The sequence below is a fragment of the Amycolatopsis sp. AA4 genome (assembly GCF_002796545.1).
GTDB lineage: Bacteria > Actinomycetota > Actinomycetes > Mycobacteriales > Pseudonocardiaceae > Amycolatopsis.
This window is the reverse complement of record NZ_CP024894.1, coordinates 7,232,353-7,253,622: the sequence shown is the minus strand read 5'-3', so window position 1 is coordinate 7,253,622 and position 21,270 is coordinate 7,232,353. Positions and strand designations below refer to the sequence as shown.

The window sequence follows — 21,270 nt, the reverse complement described above, 5'->3', positions numbered from 1 at the left end:
GCGATCGCACCAACCCCGGTCCCCGCCGGGCCCAACACAATGGGGAAATCGGCAGGCCGGAACAGCGAGGTTCCGCTTTCGCGCCAAGACCTCCTGCCCGCTGCCGGGTATGTCCACAGTAGACAGGAGGGTCATGGCCACCGCATCCGAAACGATCGCCCGCCGCGCCGAGGAGGTCGGCGTCGAGGTCCGGCTGCACGCCGCCGAGGTCGACGGAAACCGCAGCCTCGGGATCGGCGAGGACGTTCCGGTCGTCCCCGCGTCGGTGTTCAAGGTCCCGATCGCGCTGGAACTGGCCCGCCAGGCGGCCGACGGAACGCTCGATCTCGGCGCCCGGATCGCGGTCAAGCCCGGGCATCCGACGCCGAGTCCGTACGGCCTCGCCACCTTCCGCCACGAAGTCCTGATGTCCTGGCACGATTTGGCGATCCTGATGATCGGAATCAGTGACAACGTTGCCACCGACCTGATTCTCGCCGAGATCGGCAAAGACGCGGTCAACAGCACGTTGCGGCGCCTCGGATTCACGCACACCGTCGTGCCGCAGGACTGCGCCGAACTGCTCGCCACGATCGGCGAAGATCTCGGCCTCTCGTACGAGGACGACGAACGGGCGCTCGCCGAATTGACCTACGAACAGGTTTCCGGATTGCGCGCATTGCAACCGGAAAAATCCTGCCGGACCACCGCCGCCGAAATGACCCGCTTGCTGGGACTGATCTGGCGCGACGAGGCGGCCGCGCCGGAAGCGTGCGCGGACGTCCGGCGCTGGATGGAACTGCAGGTCTGGCCGCACCGCCTGCGTTCCGGGTTCCCGGACGACGGGATCCGCACCAGCGGCAAAACCGGGACCCTGCCCGCCGTGCGCAACGAGGTCGGCGTGGTCGAGTACCCGGACGGCGGCCGGTATTCGGTCGCCGTGTTCACGCGCGCCGAGGACGCCCGCTCCCGGGTGCCCGAGCGCGACGCGTTCATCGGTTTCGCCGCGGCGACGGCAGTGGAGTCCCTGCGCGCGGCCTGATTCGTCGGAGCGGAGGAACTTTCCCCGCGCTCTCCTCGGTCCGGACGAACAAGTGATGTCCGCCACCGACCTAGCATTTCCGAAACGCCGGTCCACCATCCCCCGGACAGAAGGTGCACATGTCGAAAATTTCCGAAATCGAGACCTGGCTTCAGGAGAATTTCGCCGCTCTGCTGGCCAAGCATCAGGTTCCCGGAGCCGCGATCGCGGTGCTCGCCGACGGCGAGGTGATCGACCACGCGGCGGGCGTCGTCAACAAGGGCACCGGCGTGGAGTCCACTGTGGACTCGGTGTTCCAGATCGGGTCGATCACCAAGGTGTGGACGACCACGCTGGCCATGCAGCTCGTCGACGAGGGCAAGCTGGACCTCGACCGGCCGGTGCGCGACTACCTGCCGGAGTTCGCGCTCGGCGACGACGAGGCCGCCGCGGTGATCACCGTCCGGCAGCTCACGTGCCACACCTCCGGCTTCGAGGGCGACATCTTCACCGACACCGGACCCGGCGACGACTGCGTGGAGAAGCTCGTCGCGACGCTGTCCGACGTGCCGCAGCTCTTCCCGCCCGGCGAGCGCTTCTCCTACAACAACGCCGGCTACTGCGTGCTCGGCCGCGTCATCGAGGTGCTGCGCGGCAAGTGCTGGGACGACTGCGTGCGCGAGCACCTCTTCGCGCCGCTCGGCCTGACCCACGCGGCCTCCGGTCCGTACGACGCGATCCGCTACCGCGCCGCGATCGGCCACATTTCCCCGAAGCCGGGCGAGGACCCGGTGCCCGCGCCGGTCTGGGCGCTCACGCGCTCGAACGCGCCGGCCGGGTCGACGCTCGCGATGCGCCCGCGCGATCTCCTGACCTTCGTCCGGATGCACCTGAACGACGGCAAGGCCGACGACGGCACCCAGGTCGTCCTGCCGGAATCGCTGCTCGCGATGCGCGAATCGCAGGTGGACGTGCCCGACCTTGGCATGTCCGACCACTGGGGTCTCGGCTGGATGCTCTTCGACTGGGACGGCGGCAAGGTGATCGGCCACGACGGCGGCACCATCGGCCAGTCGTCCTTCCTGCGCGTGGTTCCGGAAAAGGGCGTGGCGGTCGCGCTGCTGACCAACGGCGGGCAGCCGCTGAACGCGTACCAGGAGATCTTCACGAAGCTGCTGGACGAACTCGCGGGCGTCACCGTTCCGGCCCGGCCCGAGCCGAACCCCGCCGCCGCGCCCGCCGACCTGTCCCGCTACCTGGGCGAGTACACGTCGATGGTCGGCGACACCGTCGTCACCGAGGAGGACGGCAAGCTCTGGATGAAGCGCACCCCGAAGGGAATCTTCGCCGAGATGGTCGCGCCCTCGGAGAAGGAAGAGCTGTTCCCGTATCGGGGCGACACGTTCGTCGCGAAGACCGAACAGCTGCCGGGCGTCTACCTGGCACACGCCTTCATCGGCGACGACGGCAACGGCCGCGCGCAGTTCATCCACACGGGACGCGCGGACCGACGGGTCTCCCAGTGAGCGGGATCCGCGAGCGGATCGAAGCTGTTTTCGCGGACGCTGGCGCGGAAGGGTTCCTGCACGCCCGGGAGATCGGCGTGCCGGGGCCCGACGTGTCGGCGGGCGGGGACGATCCGGTCGTCCTCGCGTCGGTGTTCAAGATCCCGGTGGCGCTCGCCTATGCCCGCGAGGTCACCGCCGGCCGGCTGGACGACACCGAACGGACCAAGGTGACCGCGCGGTACCGGACCGGCGGCATCGGCACCGCGGGCTGCGCCGACGACGTCGAGATGAGCTGGCGCGACCTCGCGCACTTCATGCTCACGATGAGCGACAACGCCGCGACCGACGTCGTCTACCACCGGCTCGGCCAGGAAACGGTGGACCGGGTGCTGGCCGATCTCGGGCTCGCCCGGACCCGGCTGATCGGCTGCTGCGAGGACCTGTTCGCGTCCGTCATCGCGGATCTCGGCGGCACCCCGGAATCCGATCTCGAGGCGCTGTTCGGCGAGGCCACGCCGGAGCAGCTGGACAAACTGGCGGTCCGGGACCCGGAACGCACCACGTCGTCCACACCGCGCGAAATCACCGAACTGCTCGACGCGATCTGGACCGACCGGGCGGGCGAACCCGAAGCGTGCCAACGGGTCCGCACGATCATGGCGCAGCAGATCTGGCCGCACCGGCTCTCGTCGGGCTTCCCGTCCGGCGTGCGAGTCGCGGCGAAAACCGGGACTCTGCCCGGAATCCGCAACGAAGCGGGAGTGGTGACCCTGGGGGACGGCCGCCAGTTCGCGGTCGCGGTGTTCACTCGCGCGCATTCTCTCGAAGACCGCCTTCCCGCGGTCGACGCGTCCATCGGCGCCGCCGCCCGGCTGGCGATCGACCACCTCCAGAGCGCGACCCCGTAGGAGAAATCCCATGAAAACTGCCCGGCTCACCGCCGCGATGGCGGGCGTGGTGGCCTTGACCGTGAGCGCGTGCGGGGGATCAGCGCAATCCGGGACGGACCGGACCGCGAACCAGAAACTGGTCGACGGCAAGACGTTCACCTATGCCATTCCGACCGATCCGGGAACGCTCGACCCGGCGATCACCGTGCTGTCGGTCGCCCGCAACCTCGACGGGTTCCTCTACGACAGCCTGATCAACCTCAACGCGAAGGGCGATCCGGAGGCGGCGCTCGCGGAGAAGTGGGAAGCCACCACGACCACCGCGACCTTCACCCTGCGCAAGGGCATCACCTGCGCCGACGGCAGCCCGTTGACCGCGGCCGACGTGGCGGCGAACATCAACTTCGTCGGCGACCCGGCGAACAAATCCCCGCTCGCCGGCGTCACGGTGGCCCCGCGCACGAAGGCGGTCGCCGGCGAGGGCACGGTCACGATCACCAGCGGAGCGCCGGACGCCTTCCTGCTGCGCAACATCGCCGGTCTGCCGATCGTCTGCGCGAAGGGGCTGGCCGACCGCAAGACCCTCGCCAAGGGCGAGAACGGCACCGGCATGTTCACCATGACCGAGATCGTCCCGAACGACCACTACACGCTGACCCGGCGCAAGGACTACACGTGGGGTCCCGGCCAGTTCGACCCGAAACAGAAGGGCCTGCCGGACAAGATCAACGTCCGGATCATCCCGAACATGACCACGATGTCGAACCTGCTGCTGTCCGGCGAGGTCAACGCCGGCTCGGTGATCGGGCAGGACCAGCAGCGGCTCAAGGCGCAGCGGCTCTACCACGCCGACATCGTGTCCCCGTTCGGCGAGCTGTTCTTCAACCAGGCGCCCGGCCGGTTCGGCGCGGACCAGGCGATGCGCCGCGCGCTCGTCCAGGCGATCGACCTCCCGCAGGTCGCGAAGGTGCTGACCCGCGACGGCGGCGCGCCGGTCAAGGGCATGGTCACGATCGAACCGCGGCCGTGCGACGGCGATTCGGTCACCGGGAAGATCCCCGGGTTCGACGTCGCCGCGGCCAAGGCGGCCCTTGATCAGGCGGGCTGGAAACCGGGACCGGACGGCATCCGCGTGAAGGACGGGAAGCGGCTGGCGCTGACCGCGATCTACGGCACGCAGGCCGGTCCGACGATGCCCCCGGGCGCGGAGCTGATGCAGCAGGGCTGGAAGAGCGTCGGCGTCGACGTCACGTTGAAGGGCGTCGACAGCCCGGGGCTGAGCCAGCTGCTGTTCGCCACCGGCGAGTGGGACATCTCGATGGCGCCGGTCGGTCTCACCCTGCCCAGCCAGCTGGTGCCGTTCATGTCCGGCGGGGAACCGCCGCAGGGCACGAACTTCGCGCACATCAAGAACCCGCAGTACGAGTCGCTGGTCGCCAAGGCGGCCACGCAGGCCGGGGAAGCGGGCTGCGCGGACTGGACGGCCGCGGAATCGGCGCTGTTCGAGAGGCAGGACGCCGTGCTGTTCGCGAACTCGGTGATCCCGACCTACGGCAGCAACGCCAAGTTCGAGATCGTCAACGGCTACCTCCAGCCGTCCACCATCCGGATGTACGCCTGATGACGGGAATGACCGGCACTGTCGCCGTCGCGGGCCCGAAGGTCAGTCCCTGGCTGACCTTCGGCGCCCGCCGCCTCGGACGGTTCGTGGTGTCGCTGTGGGTGCTGGTGACCATGGCGTTCCTGATGCTCCAGCTGATCCCCGGCGATCCGGTGCGCGCGGCGCTCGGCCTGACCGCGCCGATCGAGCTGGTCAACGCCCGCCGCGCCGCGCTCGGGCTGGACCATCCGCTGTGGCAGCAGTATCTCGACTATTTCGCCGGGCTGTTCCGCGGTGATTTCGGCACGTCGATGCTGACCGGGCAACCGGTCGGCGACGTCATCTCCGACCGGCTCCCGGCGACGCTGCAGCTGGCGCTGCCGGCGTTCGTGGTGGTGATCGGGCTGGCGATCCCGCTCGGGCTGACGTTCGCCGTGCTGACCCGCGGCGGCCGCCGCCGCGGCACCGAACTCGGGTTCACGTCGACCACCGTGCTGTTCGCCGCGATCCCCGAGTTCCTGCTCGCGGTGGCGCTGGTGGCGTTCTTCGCGGTGCAACTCGGCTGGTTCCCGGTGGCCGGACACGAGGGCGCGGGTTCGCTCGTGCTGCCGGTCATCGCGCTGGCGCTCGGCCCGGCCTCGACACTGTCCCGGATCGTCCGCGTGGAGACGCTTTCCGTGCTGGGCAACGATTTCGTCCGCACCGCGCGGGCGAAACGGCTGCCCGCCCGGCTGGTCTACCTGCGCCACGCGCTGCCGAACGCGCTGACCGCGACCCTCACGCTCGGCGGGCTGATGCTCACCAGCCTCGTCGCGGGCACCGTGCTGGTGGAGAACGTGTTCGCCTGGCCGGGACTCGGTTCGACGATCTCGCAATCCATTCTGCAGAAGGACTATCCGCTTGTGCAGGGGATCGTGCTCGTGTACGGCATCGGCGTGCTGCTGGTGAACCTCATCGTGGACCTGCTGCTCGCGGTCCTCGATCCGCGTTCGACGATCCGGGAGAACTGAGATGGCGAAACGGCGCGGACAACAGTGGCTGGCCGCCGTGCGCACCCCGCTCGGCGCGTTCGCCGCCGGCCTGCTCGTGCTGGTGCTGGCGCTCGCGGTGCTGGGCCCGATCCTGTGGCAGGACGCGGCCTCGGCGATCGACACGAACGCGATCAGCCAGGGCCCGTCGGGCGACCACCTGGTCGGCACCGACGAACTGGGCCGCGACATTTTCTACCGCGTGCTCGTGGCGACCCGGCTTTCGGTGCTGCTGGCGCTGATCTCCGCGGCGCTCGGCGTCGCGACCGGACTCGTGCTCGGCATGCTGCCCGCGGTGCTGCCGCGTCCGCTCGGCAGGCTGCTGACGGCGGCGATCAACATCGCGGTCGCGTTCCCCGGCCTGCTGCTGGTGTTGTTCTTCGCGGTGATTTTCGGCGTGGGCACGCAAGGCGCGGTGATGGCGATCGGGTTCGCGCTGGCCCCGCAGTTCGCCCGGCTGACGCAGACGTTGTCGGCTTCGGTCGCCGGACGCGACTTCGTGTCCGCCGCCCGGGTCGCCGGAGTCGGCCGGATCCGGTTGCTGTTCCGGCACATCCTGCCGAACATCGGGGAACCGCTGGCGATCAACGCCACCATGGGCGCCGGCGGTGCGCTGCTCGCGTTCTCCGGGCTGTCGTTCCTCGGGATCGGCGTGCAGGCTCCGGAGTACGACTGGGGCCGGCTGCTCAACGAAGGCCTCAACGGCATTTACATCAACCCGGCGGCCGCGCTCGCCCCCGGCGTCGCGGTGGTGATCGCGGGGCTCGCGTTCAACCTGTTCGGCGAGACCGTCGCCGGGGTGATCGGCGTGCGGACCAGGTTGCCGCGGCTGGCTCCCCGGGTGCTTCGGAAGTCCAAAGTGGACTTGGTGGCAGCGGACGACGCCGTGCTGGTGGTCGAGAACCTGGAAGTCGCGTTTCCCCGGCCGACGGGCTGGACGGTTCCGGTGCGCGGCGTGAGCTTCACCGTGCGGGCGGGGGAGGCGATCGGGGTCGTCGGAGAATCCGGTTCGGGCAAGAGCCTGACCGGGCTCGCGGTGTCGCGGCTGATCGAAGCGCCCGGTTCGGTGACCGCGGACCGGCTGGACTTCGCCGGCACTCCGGTGCTCACCACGCCGGAACGCGAATTGCGGACGCTGCTCGGGACGTCGCTGGCGATGGTGTTCCAGGACCCGATGACGTCGTTCAACCCGACCCGGCGGATCGGCCGCCAGCTCGCCGAGGTTTCCGAGCAGCACCACGGGCTTTCGCGGGCCAAGGCGTTCGAGCGGGCGATCGACCGGCTGCGCGCGGTCCGGATTCCGGCGGCGGAACGGCGGGCGAAGCAGTACCCGCACGAGTTTTCCGGCGGCATGCGGCAGCGCGCGATGATCGGCATGGGCCTGATGGGCGACCCGCGGCTGATCATCGCCGACGAACCGACGACCGCGCTGGACGTGACCGTGCAACGGCAGCTGCTGCGGTTGCTGGCCCAAACCCGCGCCGAACGAGACACCGCGATCATCCTGATCAGCCACGACATCGCGGTGGTTTCCCAGACGTGCGAACGGATTCTGGTGATGTACGCGGGACGGATCGTGGAGGATCTGCCCGCCGCCGGGCCGGACCTCACGCCGCGTCATCCGTACACGCGGGCGCTGCTGGCCACGACGCTCGACCTGGAAACAGATTTGGCCGCGCCGCTCGCGGTGATTCCCGGCCGTCCGCCGGAACCGGACCAGATGCCGCCCGGCTGCGCGTTCGCGAGCCGGTGCCCGCTGGCGACCGACCGGTGTCGCGAGGAGGACCCGGAACTGACCGTGCTCGCGCCGGAACACCGGGTGGCGTGCTGGCATCCGGATGCGGCAGGGTCGGAAACAGGGCGGTCGGAAGCAGTGGGCGCGGCGGTCGTGGCGGGAGGGGCGGAATGAGCGAACTGGTTTTCGACTCGATCAGCGTCCGGTACGGCGGACGGCGTGGGCTCACCGCGGTGGACGGCGTTTCGCTGACCGTCCCGGCGGGCAAGGTCGTCGGCCTCGTCGGCGAATCGGGTTCCGGCAAATCGACGCTCGCGAGGGCGGCCGTCGGATTGTCGCCGGTGAGCGCGGGACGGGTGCTGCTCGGCGGCGTGGACGTGCGGAAACTGCCGCGCCGGCGTCCGCTGCAGATGGTGTTCCAGGACCCGTATTCCTCGCTCGACCCGCGGATGACCATCGGCGAGTCGATCGCCGAGGCGATGCCGCGCGGGACGAACCGCTCGGCCGAGGTCGCCCGGCTGCTGGAGCTGGTCAATCTCGATCCCGAACGGGCCGCGCACCTGCCGGGCCAGCTGTCCGGCGGGCAGCGGCAACGCGTCGCGCTCGCCCGGGCGCTCGCCGGTCGGCCCGAGGCGCTGATCGCCGACGAGATCACCTCCGCGCTCGACGTCTCGGTGCAGGGCGCGGTGCTCAATCTCGTGCGTGAAGTGCAGCGGCAGCTCGGTCTGTCGATGCTGTTCATCTCGCACAACCTCGCGGTGATCCGGTATCTCAGCGATTTCGTCGCGGTGATGTACCTCGGCCGGATCGTCGAAGCCGGACCGGCGCAGCAGGTGCTCACCGATCCGCAGCATCCCTACACCCGCGACCTGCTCGACGCAGCTCCGTCGGCGCACAAGTCGCTGTTCGACGCCGAACCCGGCGCGACCGCGGACGCGGAACCGCCGGATCCGCACCATCCGCCCGCCGGATGCCGGTACCACCCGCGCTGCCCGGTCGGCCCGCTCGTGCGGAGCGACCGCGAGATCTGCCTCCGCGCGGATCCGGCCGAGGACTCCGCGCCCCGGCGGCACGCGTCGGCCTGCCACTTCTCCGAATCCGAGGGCCACGAGCCCGCGATCTCCCAAGGAGCCAGCGTATGACCCGCCGTCTCGGCATCGATGACCTGTACGACCTCGCCGCGCCCAGTCAGCCCGCGCTTTCGCCGGACGGCAGCCGGATCGCCTACGTGGTCCGGACCGCGGACCGGGAAGAAGACCGGAACGTCGACGCGCTGTGGACGGTCGGCGCTTCGTCCGGGGAAGCCCGCCAGCTCACGCGCGGGAACGCGGACGCGGCGCCGAAATGGTCCCCGGACGGGTCCCGGCTCGCCTTCCTGCGCGCCCAGGACGGTCCGCCGCAGGTCTGGGTGCTTCCGGCGGACGGCGGCGAGGCCGAGCAGCTCACCAAGCTTCCGCTCGGCGCGGGCGCACCGGTGTGGAGCCCGGACGGCAGCAAAATCGCGTTCTCCTCGGCGATCGACCTCGCCGCGGTGGTCGAAGCGCCGCCGGAGAACACGCCGATCGTCGCCGAGCGGCTGGACTACAAGTCCGACGGCCCCGGCTTGCTGAAGACGCTCCGCAGCCACGTGCACGTCCTCGACGTCGCGACCGGCGAAGTCCAGCAGCACACCTTCGGCGACTGGCACGCGGGCCAGCCCGCCTGGTCGCCCGACGGCACGCACGTGGCGTTCACCGCGGCCCTGGACGACGACGCCGACCTCACCTTCCGGTCCGCCGCCTACGTCCTCGACGTCACCGAGCGCAACGCCGAACCGCGGCTGGTCGGCACCGACCAGGGCATGGCTGGCACGGTCGGCTGGACCAAGGACGGCAAGGCGCTGCTGGTGGTCGGCCGCACCGACACCGCGACCGGGCACCTCGGCCTGCTGCGCGTGCCGCTGGACGGCGGCGAGACGGTCGACCTTGCCGCCAGCCTCGACCGCAACGTGATGCCCGGCGGCCCGGGTTACCCGGGTGCGCTGCCGCAGCTGACCGAAGCGGGCGACGTCGTGCTGTTCGCGATCCGCGACCGCGGCTGCACTCATCTGTACGAAGTGGACCTCGCCGGCGGCGAACCGCGTGCGGTGCTGACCGGGGAAGGCAATGTCGTGTCCGGAATGGACTTGGTCGGCGACCGGGCGGCGATTGTGCTGGCCACCGCCGATTCCTTCGGCGAGGTCGCGGTTCTCGACCGCACCACGGGCAAGGTCGACGTGCGGACGAAGCACGGCGACGCAGTGTCCGAAGTGGAATTGTTCCCGCGTGAATCGCGCGAATTCACCATCAGCGACGGCACCGTCGTCCAGGGCTGGCTCATCCGCGACACCGAACGCACCGGTGCACAGCCGCTGCTGATCGACATCCATGGCGGTCCGCACAACGCCTGGAACGGCGCCGCGGACTCGATCCACCTGTACCACCAGACCCTCGCCGCTCGCGGCTGGGCGGTCCTGCTGATCAACCCGCGAGCGAGCGACGGTTACGGCGAAGCCTTCTACACCGCCGCGATCGGCGCGTGGGGACAAGCGGACGCACCGGACTTCCTCGAACCGATCGACCAGCTCGTCGCCGAAGGCCTCGCCGATCCGGACCGGCTCGCCGTCACCGGGTACAGCTACGGCGGCTATATGACCTGCTATCTGACCAGCCGCGACGACCGCTTCGCCGCTGCTGTCGCGGGCGGCGTGGTCAGCGACCTGACCAGCCTGGCCGGCACGTCCGACGGCGGACATTTCATGGCGGTCAACGAATTCTCCGGGCTCTCGTCCGGCCAGTACGAGAGCTCCTCTCCGCACTCGCAGGTCGAGAACGTCCGCACGCCGACGCTGATCCTGCACGGCGGCGAGGACGTCCGTTGTCCCGTCGGGCAGGCCGAGCAGTGGTTCACCGCGCTGCGCGAGCGCGACGTGCCGTCCCGGCTGGTGCTGTACCCGGGCGGCGCGCATCTGTTCGTTTTGGACGGTCCGCCCTCGCACCGCGCGGACTACAACCGGCGCGTGGTCGACTGGGTCGAGCAGTACGCGGGTTCGCGGGTGCCGATCGAGGCCGCGCACTGGAGCCGGCGGCTCGCGGAACTGGCGCGCAAGTACGACATTCCCGGTGCGTCGCTGGGCATTCTGCGCGTCGACACCGGCGAGGAGGTGTTCGCGACCCACGGCGTGCTGAGCAAGACGACCGAGGTCGAGGTCACCGAGGATTCGCTGTTCCAGATCGGCTCGATCTCCAAGGTGTGGACGTCGACCGTGGTGATGCAGCTGGTCGACGAGGGCCTGCTCGACCTCGACGCGCCGATCGTCGACGTGCTGCCCGAACTGCGGCTGTCCGATCCGGAGGTGACGAAGCGCGTCACCATGCGGCACCTGTTGACGCACACCAGCGGCATCGACGGCGACATCTTCACCGACACCGGCCGCGGCGACGACTGCATCGAGAAGTTCGTCGAGCTGCTGGACGAGGCCGCGCAGAACCATCCTCTCGGCGCGACTTTCTCCTACTGCAACTCAGGTTTCGTCCTGATGGGCCGGGTGATCGAGAAGCTCACCGGGAAAACCTGGGACGCCGCGATGCGGGAGAAGCTGTACACCCCGCTCGGCCTCACGCACACGGTCACGCTGCCGGAGGAAGCGCTGCTGTTCCGCGCCGCCGTCGGCCACGTCGCGCCGGACGGCGAGGACCCGGCCCCGGCTCCGGTGTGGCAACTGCCGCGTTCGGCCGGACCGGCCGGCCTGATCTCCGCCCGCGCCGCGGACGTCCTCGCCTTCGCCCGCCTGCACCTCACCGGCGGCCTGACCGCGGACGGCACGCGGATCCTGTCGGCGGAATCGGCCGCGGCGATGGCGGAAAAGCAGGCCGACGTCCCGGACAAGCACACCCTCGGCGACTCGTGGGGCCTCGGCTGGATCCGCGACGAATGGGGCGGCCGCCGCGTCATCGGCCACGACGGCAACACGATCGGCCAGTCGGCGTTCCTGCGCCTGCTGCCGGACGCGGGCCTCGCGGTCACGCTGCTGACGAACGGCGGTCACGCGCGGGATCTGTTCACCGAGCTGTACCGGGAGATCTTCGCCGAACTCGCCGACGTCGCCATGCCGCGTCCGCTCGAACCCCCGGCCACGCCGGTCGAGGTGGACGTGACCCGTCACCTGGGCGTCTACGAACGGGCTGGCGCGCACATCGAGGTCGTGGAGCGCGAGGGTGGGTTGCGGATCGTGTACACGACCACCGGACCGCTGGCGGAGCTGATGCCGGACAAGGTCCAGGAATTCGATCTGGAGGCGGTTTCGGACACGCTGTTCCTGCTCCGCATGCCGGGCGGGCAGTTCTGGACGCCGGTGCTCTTCTACACCCTGTCGACGGGGGAGCCGTACCTGCACTTCGGCGCCCGCGCGACGCCCAAGGTGTCTTGACGGTCGAGGGGCTGGGTTTCCCCGCCCAGCCCCTCTGTCGGTCAGTCCTTGCGCCGGGCCAGGAACCGCACGAGAAGAAGCACCAGGCACACGACCGCCACTCCGCCGCCGAGGTACCGGTAAGTGTCCTCCAGCCCGGCGAACTGGCCGATCGAATTGGCCGCGGCGCCGGCGAGAAAAACGAGCCACAGCAAGGTAGTCACAACGGGGCCGCCGGCGGTGCGGCTTCGGGAAGTTTCCATGCCCAGGACACTATGGAGCGGCGACGGCGGCGACCACGCCGCAGACCCCCAACTTCGTGGTAGCGCCTGCGCTACCTCTTCCCGTTCAAGTAGGCCAGCACCGCCAGCACCCGCCGGTGCCCGCTGTCCTCCGGCAGGCCCAGTTTCGCGAAAATATTGCGGATGTGCTTGAGCACCGTCCCGTCGCTGACCACCAGCAGTTCCGCGATCGTGGCGTTGTTGTAGCCCTCCGCCATCAGGCCGAGCACCTCGCGTTCGCGGGCGGTCAGGGCGTCGAGCGGGTCGCGGCGGTGGGCCAGCAGCTGGGTCACCACCTCCGGGTCCATCGCCGTGCCGCCTTCCACGACCCGGTGCAGCGAGTCGAGGAACTTGGCGACCTTGCCGACGCGTTCCTTCAGCAGGTACCCGACCGCGCCCTTGCCGTCCGCGAGAAGCTCGGCCGCGTAGCCGGTTTCCACGTGTGCGGACAGCACCAGCACCGGCAGCCCGGGGTGCAGCTGCCGCGCCTGGACGGCCGCGCGCAGGCCCTCGTCGGTGTGCGTCGGGGGCAGGCGGACGTCGGTGATCACCGCGTCCGGACGGTCCTCGCGGACGAACGCGAGGAACTCGTCGGTGTGGTCGAAAGCCGCGGCGACCTCGATGCCCGAGGTGTCGAGCAGCAGGACCAAACCTTCTCGCAGCAGGGCGTCGTCCTCGACGATCACGACCCGCATGGCAACTCCACTTCCAGAACAGTCGGTCCGCCGGGCGGGCTCGTGAGCGTGACCGTCCCGTCGAAGGCCTCGGCGCGTTTCCGGATCCCGGCCAGCCCGCTGCCCTGGGATTCGTCCGCCCCGCCGCGTCCGTCGTCGCGGATGCGGATCCGCAGGGTGTCGACGGTGCCGTCGAGCGTAATCGACGCGTGTTTCGCGCCCGAATGCTTGGTCACGTTCGCGAGAGCTTCGGCGACGATGAAGTACCCCGCCGCCTCGACCGCGGCCGGTCGCCGCGCACTGCTGCGAACGTCCACAGTGCACGGAACCGCGCACCGGTCGGCGAGGGCGGTGATCGCGCCGTCGAGGCCGCGATCGGTCAGCAGCGGCGGGTGGATGCTCCGCACGACCGTGCGCAGTTCGGCGAGTGCTTCGGTGGCCGCGTCCTGCGCCTTGCCGAGCAATTCCCGTGCCTTGGCCGGGTTTCCTTCGAAAAGCTGGTCCGCGATCCCGAGCTGCAGCACGACCGCGGACAGCCGCGCTTGCGTCCCGTCGTGGAGGTCGCGTTCGAGCCGGCGGAGTTCGGCGCCGTGCGCCTCGAGCGCGGCCGCACGGGTCGCGGTCAGCTCGACGACCCGGTCGGTCAGCGCGGCACCCGGCTTCGTGCCGAGAAACGCCCGCGTCGCAAGGGCTTGCCAGCGCGCCAGCGGCGAGGCCCAGAAGGTGAGCGCGATCATCACGAGCCCGCTGAACACGCAGAGCGCGGCCAGCGGCCACGAGTTCACCACGAACTCCAGCGAACTGGGGATCCCTCCGGGCACCAGCCACCAGAACAGGCCGGTGAGGATCTGCCGCACCCCGCCGAGCGGCAGGCCGAACGCGAGAATTCCGACGAGGAAGCCGACCACCGCGTGCACCGCGAGCCACGCGAGGTCGCGCAGGCTCGCCGGGTCGCGAATCGGCGACACGTTGGCGTACGGCTCCGCGATCGGCTCGTCCAGCCTGCGCCCGGCGCGGCGGCGTTCGAACCGCAGCGGGCGGCGGATCAGCTTCAGCGCGACCGGCAGCGCCGGGATCCCGACGCCGATCAGGCACGTCATGAGCACGACGGCCATGGCGAAGAAAAGCAGCATGGCGAGGAACGAGGTCGCGGCCCCGACCAGCAAGTAGCGGAGTCCGGACCACCACGAGCGCAGCCAGCCTTTCACCCGCACAGTGTCCCATTAGGACTTCCCCACCGGGGGTGGTGGTGCCTGCGCTACCCCCAAGACTCCCGCGCTCGGGATCGTTTTCGCGCACCCGCCGCCATAGCTTCGTTACCGACAGAGAATCTGCTGGTCCGAGGAGCGACACGAACATGAACACAGGCGGAACACACGCCCTGAGGCTGGAAGCGGTGCGCAAGATCTACGGCTCCGGCGACGGCGCGGTCACCGCGCTGGACGGCGTGTCGGTCGGGATCCAGCGAGGCTCGTTCACCGCGGTGATGGGGCCGTCCGGATCCGGCAAGAGCACCTTCCTGCACTGCGCCGCCGGACTGGACCGGCCGAGTTCCGGACGCGTGCTGCTCGGCGAAACCGAACTCGGCGGGCTCCGCGAGCGCGCGCTCACCGAACTGCGCCGGACCCGGATCGGGTTCATTTTCCAGGCCTACAACCTGCTGCCGTCGCTGAACGTGCTGCAGAACATCACCTTGCCGATGCGGCTGGCCGGCAAGAAGCCGGACGCGCGCTGGCTGCGCGAGATCGTCGACGGCGTCGGCATCGCGAAGCGGCTCGAACACCGCCCGGCGGAACTGTCCGGCGGGCAGCAGCAGCGCGTCGCGATCGCCCGCGCGCTGATCACCCGGCCCGAGGTCGTGCTCGCCGACGAACCGACCGGCGCGCTCGACACCCGCACCGCCCGGCAGGTGCTCGACCTGTTGCGCACCGTGGTCGACCAGATGGGCCAGACCGTGCTGATGGTCACCCACGACCCGGTCGCCGCGTCCGCCGCGCACGGAGTGCTGTTCCTCGCCGACGGCAAGCTCGCCGGCCATCTCCCGCAGCCGACCCCGGAACGGGTCGCCGAGCGGATGACCCACCTCGGGGAGTGGTGACCGCCATGTGGTCGTTGGCTTGGCAGACGACGAAGGCCCGGCTGAGCGGGTTCGTCGGCGCGTTCATCGCGATTCTCTGCGGCACCGCGCTCGTCGCGGGCTGCGGCATTCTCATGGAATCCGGCCTGCGCGCCGGGGTCCCGACCCAGCGGTACGCCGACGCGGCCGTGGTGGTCGGCGGGGTGCAGACGACGAAACCGCCGGGCGCGGATTTCGGCGAGTCCGAGCAGGTCACCGAGCAGACGACGGTGCCCGAGACGTTGGTCAAGCGGATCGCCGAGGTGCCGGGGGTGCGCCAGGCGGTGCCGGAGCAGGACTTCCCGGCGAACGTCGTGACGGCCGGCGGCAAGGTGCTCACCGGCCCGAACGGCACGCAGTCGCGCGGACACAACTGGGACGCGGCCGTGCTGGCCCCGTTCACCCTCCGCGAAGGCCACGCGCCCGAAGCGGCGAACGAGGTCGTCCTCGACGCGGAACTGGCGGCGCGCGGCGGCGTTTCGGTCGGCAGCACGGTGCGGATCTCGACCCGCTCCACGCCGATGGAGTTCCTGGTCACCGGCATCGCCGCGGCGAAATCCGGCAACGGGCTGACCCGGCAGTCGGCGTTGTTCTTCTCCGCCGCGCGCGCCGCGGATCTCGCCGGAAAGCCCGGCCAGGTGCACGCGGTCGGCGTGCTCGCCGCACCCGGAGTGCCGGCGGGCGAGCTGGAAGACCGCATCGGCGCGGCGGTCAAGGGCGAACCGGTCACCGTGACCACCGGGATGGGCCGCAGCACGGTCGAATTCCTCGACGTGAGCCAAACCCGGGTAATGCTGTTCGCGCTCGCCGGTTCCTTCGGCGGGTTCGCCATCCTGGTCGCGGTGTTCGTCGTGTCGAGCACGCTGGCGCTGGTGATCAACCAGCGGCGGCGGGAATTCGCGCTGCTGCGGGCGATCGCGGCCACGCCGAAGCAGATCCGCAAGCTGATCAGCGCCGAAACCATGCTGGTCGCGACCCTCGCCGGAGTGCTCGGCGCGGGACTGGGCGTGGCCGTCGGCTACGGATTGCGCAACGCGTTCGCCGGGATCGGCGTGATTCCGCCGGACTTCGGTCTCGCGATCGGCCCGCTCCCGCTCGTCGTCGCGTTCCTGCTCGGCATGGGCGCGGCGCGGCTGGCGGCGTGGTCGGCGGCCCGGCGTCCGTCGTCGATCCGCCCGATCGAAGCGCTCGGCGAGGCGGCTGTCGAACGCCGCGAACTCGGCCGGAGCCGGGTCCTGATCGGCTGGCTGCTGGTGGTGCTCGGCTTCGGCGGCGCGACCGTCCCGATGTACGTGACCGGCCCGGGTGCGCTGGCCGCCTCCTCGATGTCCGCGCTGGTGGTCGTGATCGGGCTCTCGGTGCTCGGGCCGAAGGTGGTCGCCTTCATGACCCGGATCATCGCCCCGGTCTACTCCGGCGTCTCGCGGATCAGCGGCTACCTGGCCGCCGCGAACAGCCAGGCCAACGCCCGGCGCCTCGCGTCGGCGGTGACCCCGGTGATGCTCGCGGTCGCGTTCGCGATCTCGATGTTCTACAGCCAGACGTCGTCCGCCGCGGCCCAGCAAGAGCAGGCCGTCCGGTCGACCACCGCGGACCACGTCCTCACGAGCACCACCGGCGCCCTGTCCCCGGAAGTCGCCGCGGCGGCGCGGGCGATTCCCGGCGTCGTGGCGGCGACCTCGGTGATCCGCACCGACGTCGTCACGACGGTCCAGGAGGACAAGCGGCTGCGCGTCATGAAGTACCCGGCGCAGGGATTGGACGGCGACCAGGTCCGCGGCGTGCTCGACCTCGGCGTCGTGTCCGGGAATCTGGCCGACCTGCGCGGCGGCGCCGTCGCGATGAGCAAGGGCGAGGCCGATTGGTACGACAAGAAAATCGGCGACGAGGTCGACTTCTGGTTCGCCGACGGCCGTCCCGCGAAGGTGAAACTGGTCGCGGTCTATACGCACAACCAGGCCTTCGGCGAGTACGTGCTGCCCTCCGAACTGGCTCGCGCGCACACCGGCGACCGGATGGACAATTCCGTTCTGGTGCGCCAAGACCCGAAGGCCGATCCGGCCGCGGTGACCGCCGCCCTGCGCGACCTCAGCGCGCGTTACCCCGGCCTCACCGTGACGCCCGGTTCCACGTTTTCCGCGGTGGAAAGCGCTTCGGGACAACAGCAGTTCTATCTGAACCTCGTCGCGGTCGGCGTGATCCTCGGCTACGTGGTGATTTCGGTGGCCAACACGCTGGTGATGACCACCGCGCAGCGGTCGCGGGAGTTCGCGCTGCTGCGGTTGATCGGCACCACGCGCGGCCAGGTCGTGCGGATGATGCGCCTGGAAGCCTTGACGACCGCTGGTATCGCGGCCTTGCTCGGCACCGTGGTGGCAGCGATTCCGTTGGTACTGCTCAATCTTTCCCTGCGCGACACTCCGCTGCCGTCCGGAACGCCCGCGGTGTTCGGCGGAATCATCGCCGGAGCATTCCTGCTCAGCCTGGTCTCGCTCGGTCTGTCCACTCGGGTCACCTTGCACGCCAAGCCCATGGACGCCATCGGCCTTCGCGAATAGGAACTCCATGCGCACCTCGCTGAAACGGCTTTCGGCGGCAGTCCTCACCGCGGCGGGCCTGTTCGTGCCCGCCGCGGCGGACGCCTCGCCGTCTCGATTCCTCGACCGAACCACGATTCCCGACCTGCAGCGCGCCATGGACCACCGGCAGCTGACGGCGGAACAACTGACCCGGGGCTACCTGCGCCGGATCGAAGAGCTGAACCCCAAGCTGCACGCCGTCGTGCAAACCAATCCCGACGCGCTGGCGGCGGCCAAGGAAAGCGACACCCGCCGCCGCGCCCATTCCTCCCGCAGTGCGTTGGAAGGAATTCCGGTACTGCTGAAGGAAAACATCGACACCGCGGACCGGCAAACCACCACCGCCGGGTCGACCGCGATGCTCGGTTCGCGTCCGGCCAAGGACGCGTTCCTGGTCCAGCGCCTGCGCGCCGCCGGTGCGATCGTGCTCGGCAAAGCGAACCTGTCGGAATGGTCGAACTTCCGCTCGGACGCACAGATCCCCGGCTGGAGCGGAGTCGCGGGCCAGACCCGCAATCCGTACGCGCTGGACCGCAGCCCATGCGGTTCGTCAAGCGGCTCCGCGGTCGCCGCGGCGGCCGGTCTCGCGACGGTCGCCATCGGCACCGAGACCGACGGTTCGATCGTGTGCCCGGCGGCCGCGACCTCGACGGTCGGCGTGAAGACCAGCCTCGGCGTGGTGAGCCGCAGCGGTGTCGTGCCGATCACCGCTCAGCACGACACTCCCGGTCCGATCGCGCGCAACGTCACCGACGCCGCGCTCACCCTCTCCGTACTAGCCGGTGCCGACCCAGCGGACCCCGCCTCGGTCGCCGCCGAGGCAGCGATTCCGAAGGACCTGCGCTTGGACCGAAACGCCTTGCGCGGCCAGCGAATCGGTATCTGGCGTAAGGGTCACACCGGCATCGACGAGCAAGCCGATCGCGTCTTCGAGTCCACAGTGCACACTCTGCGCTCGCTGGGCGTGACGGTCGTTGACGGGGCCGACGTCGAGGACATCTCCTGGTCAGTCACCCCGGATCTCCTCCCCGCGTTGCTGACCGAGTGCAAGCATGACCTGAACGCCTACCTGGCCGTGACCCCCGGCGACCATCCGCGGAATCTGTCCGAGCTGATCGCCTACAACGACCAGCACCGCGACGTCGAAATGCCGCTCTTCGACCAAAGCCTGCTGATCGACGCGAACAAGGCCGACGGCATCCTGACCGACCAGACGTACCGCCGCCACCGCGCCGCCGCGACGGGACTCGCGCAACGGTCGATCGACGACGTGTTGGCCGCGAAAGGCCTCGACGCGATCGTCACCCTGAGCGGCTTGCCCGCCTCCCCTCTGGACCGCCCCGGCGACCCGAGGTTCCTGAGCAGCACCCGCAACACGTCCGTCGCGGGCTGCCCGAACATCACGGTGCCAGCCGGATTCGCCGGTCCGCTGCCGGTCGGGATCTCGTTCCTGGGCGCGAAGTACCACGACGCTCAGCTGCTCGCCTTCGCCTACGCGTACGAGCAGGCGTCCCACGCGCGGCAGGCACCCCGGTACCTGCCGCACGCCTAGCCGGGGAGTCGCCGGGAGCCAGGTGTCCCGCTGAACGGGAACAACCGCCACAATCCGGGCCCGGCGGCCGAACGGCCCAGCCGCCAGGCAAAACGCACCCGCGCCGTTAGCATTCCGTGACCAACCGCGGACGTGGCGTATCAGCCGTGTCAGTTTCTACCCTGGTCGCCGGATTAATCGGGCACACTCACTCATTCGGGTTAACAACTTCGCTATCTTGGACCCCGTGGTGAACGCAAAGTCACGCTCCGCTCAGCGGACGAGCCTTCGGCTGGGTGCCGTGGCGGCCGCCACGATCGTGGGGGCCGGGCTCGCCGGGGCCTACGTCGGCCTGCACCGGACCGCCGAGGCCGAGACCGCGAAGCCGGTGTCGAACGTCGCCGTCGCCCGCAGCTCCGGCGGCAACGCGGGCAACGCGAGCAGCACCGTCAGCGGCGGCAAGGCCCAAGCTTCGACGGCGCCGCCCGCGTTGCCCGACCACCCGACGCCGTTCAGCGTCAAACTGTCCGCAAAGGACATTCCGGAGAAGGGCGGCGGCGTCCGCACCGGCGGCTGCAGCGGTTCGCTGATCGCCCCGCAGTGGGTCATCACCGCGGGCCACTGCTTCCACGACCTCGACGGCACGCGCGTCAGCGGCAAACCCGACTACACGATGACCGCCGCGATCGGGAAGCTCACCGATTCCGACCCGCGCGGGCACGTGCTGAAGATCGTGGACACGCGCCAGTCCGCGGTCAACGACCTCGCGCTCGCCAAACTCTCCGAGCCGGTCACCGACATCGAACCGCTCGCGCTGCCGGACGGCCCGCCGGATCCGGGCCAGCACACGACGTTCGTCGGCTGGGGTTCGCTGTCCTCGAAGGTCATCGTGCAGACCGACCACCTCAAACGCGGCGACTTCCAGGTCGACGAGGTGCGCAAGAACGAGATCACCCTCGAACCGCTGAAGAAGCGCACCGTCGAGAACAGCCCCTGCCCGGACGACTCGGGTTCGCCGTTTTTCGTGCCGGTGAAGGGAAAGAACACGCTGATCGCGGTCGAGAACTTCGGCCCGGACTGTCCGCAGCCCGGCCTCGAAACCGCGGCGCGCGTGGACCAGCTCGTCTCGTGGATCCGGGAGCAGATCGGCGCGTAAGCGCTCACCGGGGCAGCACTGCCGCCAGTTCCCGTGCCGCAGCACGCAAAGCGGGCACGAATTCCTCCAGCTGAGCCACCGTCAGCCGATAAGCCGGTGCCGCGGTGGACAACGCGGCGATGGCGGTCCCGTCCGGAGTCCGGATCGGCACGCCGACCGCGCGGATGCCTTCCTCGTGCTCCTCGTCGGCGATCGCGAAACCCCGTTCGCGCACCGCCGCGATCTCCGCCGCGAACGCCTCCCGCGAGGTGATCGTGCGCGGGCCCAGCGCAGGCAGCTCCAGGGAGGCGACCAGCTCGTCCCGGTTCGCCGCGAACGCGATCAGGCATTTGCCCATCGACGTGCAGTGCAGCGGCCCCCGCGCGCCCGGTTCGCCGCGGATCTGCAGCCGCTGCGACCCCTGCACCGAGTGCACGTAGACCTGGTTGTGCCCGTCCAGCACGGCCAGCAGCGTCGGCTCGCCGGTCTCCGCGGACAGCTTCTGCATCACCGGCAGCGCGACCCCGGCGAACCCGCGCGCCTGCGATACCGACTGGCCCAGCTCGAACAGCCGCAACCCCAGCGAATACCGCTTCGAAACCGGGTCGTTGCGCGCGAATCCCTCGCTCTGCAAGGAACTCAGCAGCCGATGCGTCGTGCTCACCGGATACCCGGCGGCCCGCGCCAGTTCGGAGAGCGGCACGCCCTCGGGGTAGCCGCCGAGCAGGGACAGCACCCGCAGAGCCTTGCCGACCATGTCCGCCATC

The 21,270-nt window shown here is 70.0% G+C and carries 16 protein-coding genes; 12 read left to right on the top strand and 4 right to left on the bottom strand.

The annotated features are described in order from the left end of the window. The first annotated feature begins 133 nt into the window (after nt 1–133). The 8 genes from CU254_RS33380 (at nt 134) to CU254_RS33345 (ending at nt 12,208) form a co-directional block, all read left to right on the top strand. Complete coding sequence (locus tag CU254_RS33380) at nt 134–1,021, top strand: serine hydrolase (protein ID WP_009083297.1); 888 nt, start codon at nt 134–136, stop codon at nt 1,019–1,021. A gap of 119 nt (nt 1,022–1,140) precedes the next feature. Next, entirely contained in the window at nt 1,141–2,526 is a 1,386-nt protein-coding gene (locus CU254_RS33375) for a serine hydrolase (RefSeq protein ID WP_009083296.1), read from the top strand. Continuing rightward, complete coding sequence (locus CU254_RS33370) at nt 2,523–3,416, top strand: serine hydrolase (RefSeq protein ID WP_009083294.1); 894 nt, start codon at nt 2,523–2,525, stop codon at nt 3,414–3,416. The genes CU254_RS33375 and CU254_RS33370 overlap by 4 nt, the downstream gene beginning before the upstream one ends. 10 nt (nt 3,417–3,426) lie before the next feature. Continuing rightward, on the top strand, nt 3,427–5,019 hold the full coding sequence (locus CU254_RS33365; RefSeq protein ID WP_009083292.1) for an ABC transporter substrate-binding protein: 1,593 nt from the start codon (nt 3,427–3,429) through the stop codon (nt 5,017–5,019). Between the two features lie 8 nt (nt 5,020–5,027). Next, on the top strand, nt 5,028–6,008 hold the full coding sequence (locus CU254_RS33360; RefSeq protein ID WP_037718388.1) for an ABC transporter permease: 981 nt from the start codon (nt 5,028–5,030) through the stop codon (nt 6,006–6,008). Nucleotide 6,009: 1 nt separating this feature from the next. Beyond that, entirely contained in the window at nt 6,010–7,935 is a 1,926-nt protein-coding gene (locus CU254_RS33355) for a dipeptide/oligopeptide/nickel ABC transporter permease/ATP-binding protein (RefSeq protein ID WP_009083288.1), read from the top strand. Then, nucleotides 7,932–8,903, top strand: a complete 972-nt coding sequence (locus CU254_RS33350) for an ABC transporter ATP-binding protein (RefSeq protein ID WP_009083287.1) — start codon at nt 7,932–7,934, stop codon at nt 8,901–8,903. The genes CU254_RS33355 and CU254_RS33350 overlap by 4 nt, the downstream gene beginning before the upstream one ends. After that, entirely contained in the window at nt 8,900–12,208 is a 3,309-nt protein-coding gene (locus CU254_RS33345; RefSeq protein ID WP_009083285.1) for a serine hydrolase, read from the top strand. The genes CU254_RS33350 and CU254_RS33345 overlap by 4 nt, the downstream gene beginning before the upstream one ends. A gap of 41 nt (nt 12,209–12,249) precedes the next feature. Here the strand turns inward: CU254_RS33345 and CU254_RS33340 are convergent, their stop codons facing one another. The 3 genes from CU254_RS33340 to CU254_RS33330 all read right to left on the bottom strand — a co-directional run bounded on the left by CU254_RS33340 (nt 12,250) and on the right by CU254_RS33330 (nt 14,350). Further along, entirely contained in the window at nt 12,250–12,450 is a 201-nt protein-coding gene (locus tag CU254_RS33340; protein ID WP_009083283.1) for a hypothetical protein, read from the bottom strand. Between the two features lie 71 nt (nt 12,451–12,521). Continuing rightward, nucleotides 12,522–13,163 carry a response regulator transcription factor gene (locus tag CU254_RS33335; RefSeq protein ID WP_009083281.1) on the bottom strand — a complete coding sequence of 214 codons (642 nt, stop codon included), beginning with the start codon at nt 13,161–13,163 and terminating at the stop codon, nt 12,522–12,524. Then, nucleotides 13,151–14,350, bottom strand: a complete 1,200-nt coding sequence (locus CU254_RS33330; RefSeq protein WP_037715635.1) for a sensor histidine kinase — start codon at nt 14,348–14,350, stop codon at nt 13,151–13,153. The genes CU254_RS33335 and CU254_RS33330 overlap by 13 nt, the downstream gene beginning before the upstream one ends. 149 nt (nt 14,351–14,499) lie before the next feature. On the opposite strand from CU254_RS33330, the gene CU254_RS33325 reads away from it, so the two are divergent. The 4 genes from CU254_RS33325 (at nt 14,500) to CU254_RS33310 (ending at nt 20,524) form a co-directional block, all read left to right on the top strand. Continuing rightward, entirely contained in the window at nt 14,500–15,240 is a 741-nt protein-coding gene (locus CU254_RS33325; protein WP_037715632.1) for an ABC transporter ATP-binding protein, read from the top strand. A 5-nt stretch (nt 15,241–15,245) separates the two neighbouring features. Then, nucleotides 15,246–17,816, top strand: a complete 2,571-nt coding sequence (locus CU254_RS33320; RefSeq protein WP_078561171.1) for an FtsX-like permease family protein — start codon at nt 15,246–15,248, stop codon at nt 17,814–17,816. 7 nt (nt 17,817–17,823) lie between these two features. Then, nucleotides 17,824–19,389: an amidase gene (locus tag CU254_RS33315; protein WP_009083274.1), complete on the top strand. Its 1,566-nt coding sequence runs from the start codon at nt 17,824–17,826 to the stop codon at nt 19,387–19,389. 280 nt (nt 19,390–19,669) lie between these two features. Further along, entirely contained in the window at nt 19,670–20,524 is an 855-nt protein-coding gene (locus CU254_RS33310) for a trypsin-like serine protease (protein WP_037715631.1), read from the top strand. Nucleotides 20,525–20,528: 4 nt separating this feature from the next. On the opposite strand, the gene CU254_RS33305 is transcribed toward CU254_RS33310, so the two are convergent. Further along, nucleotides 20,529–21,269, bottom strand: a complete 741-nt coding sequence (locus CU254_RS33305; protein ID WP_009083271.1) for an IclR family transcriptional regulator — start codon at nt 21,267–21,269, stop codon at nt 20,529–20,531. Nucleotide 21,270: the final 1 nt, after the last annotated feature.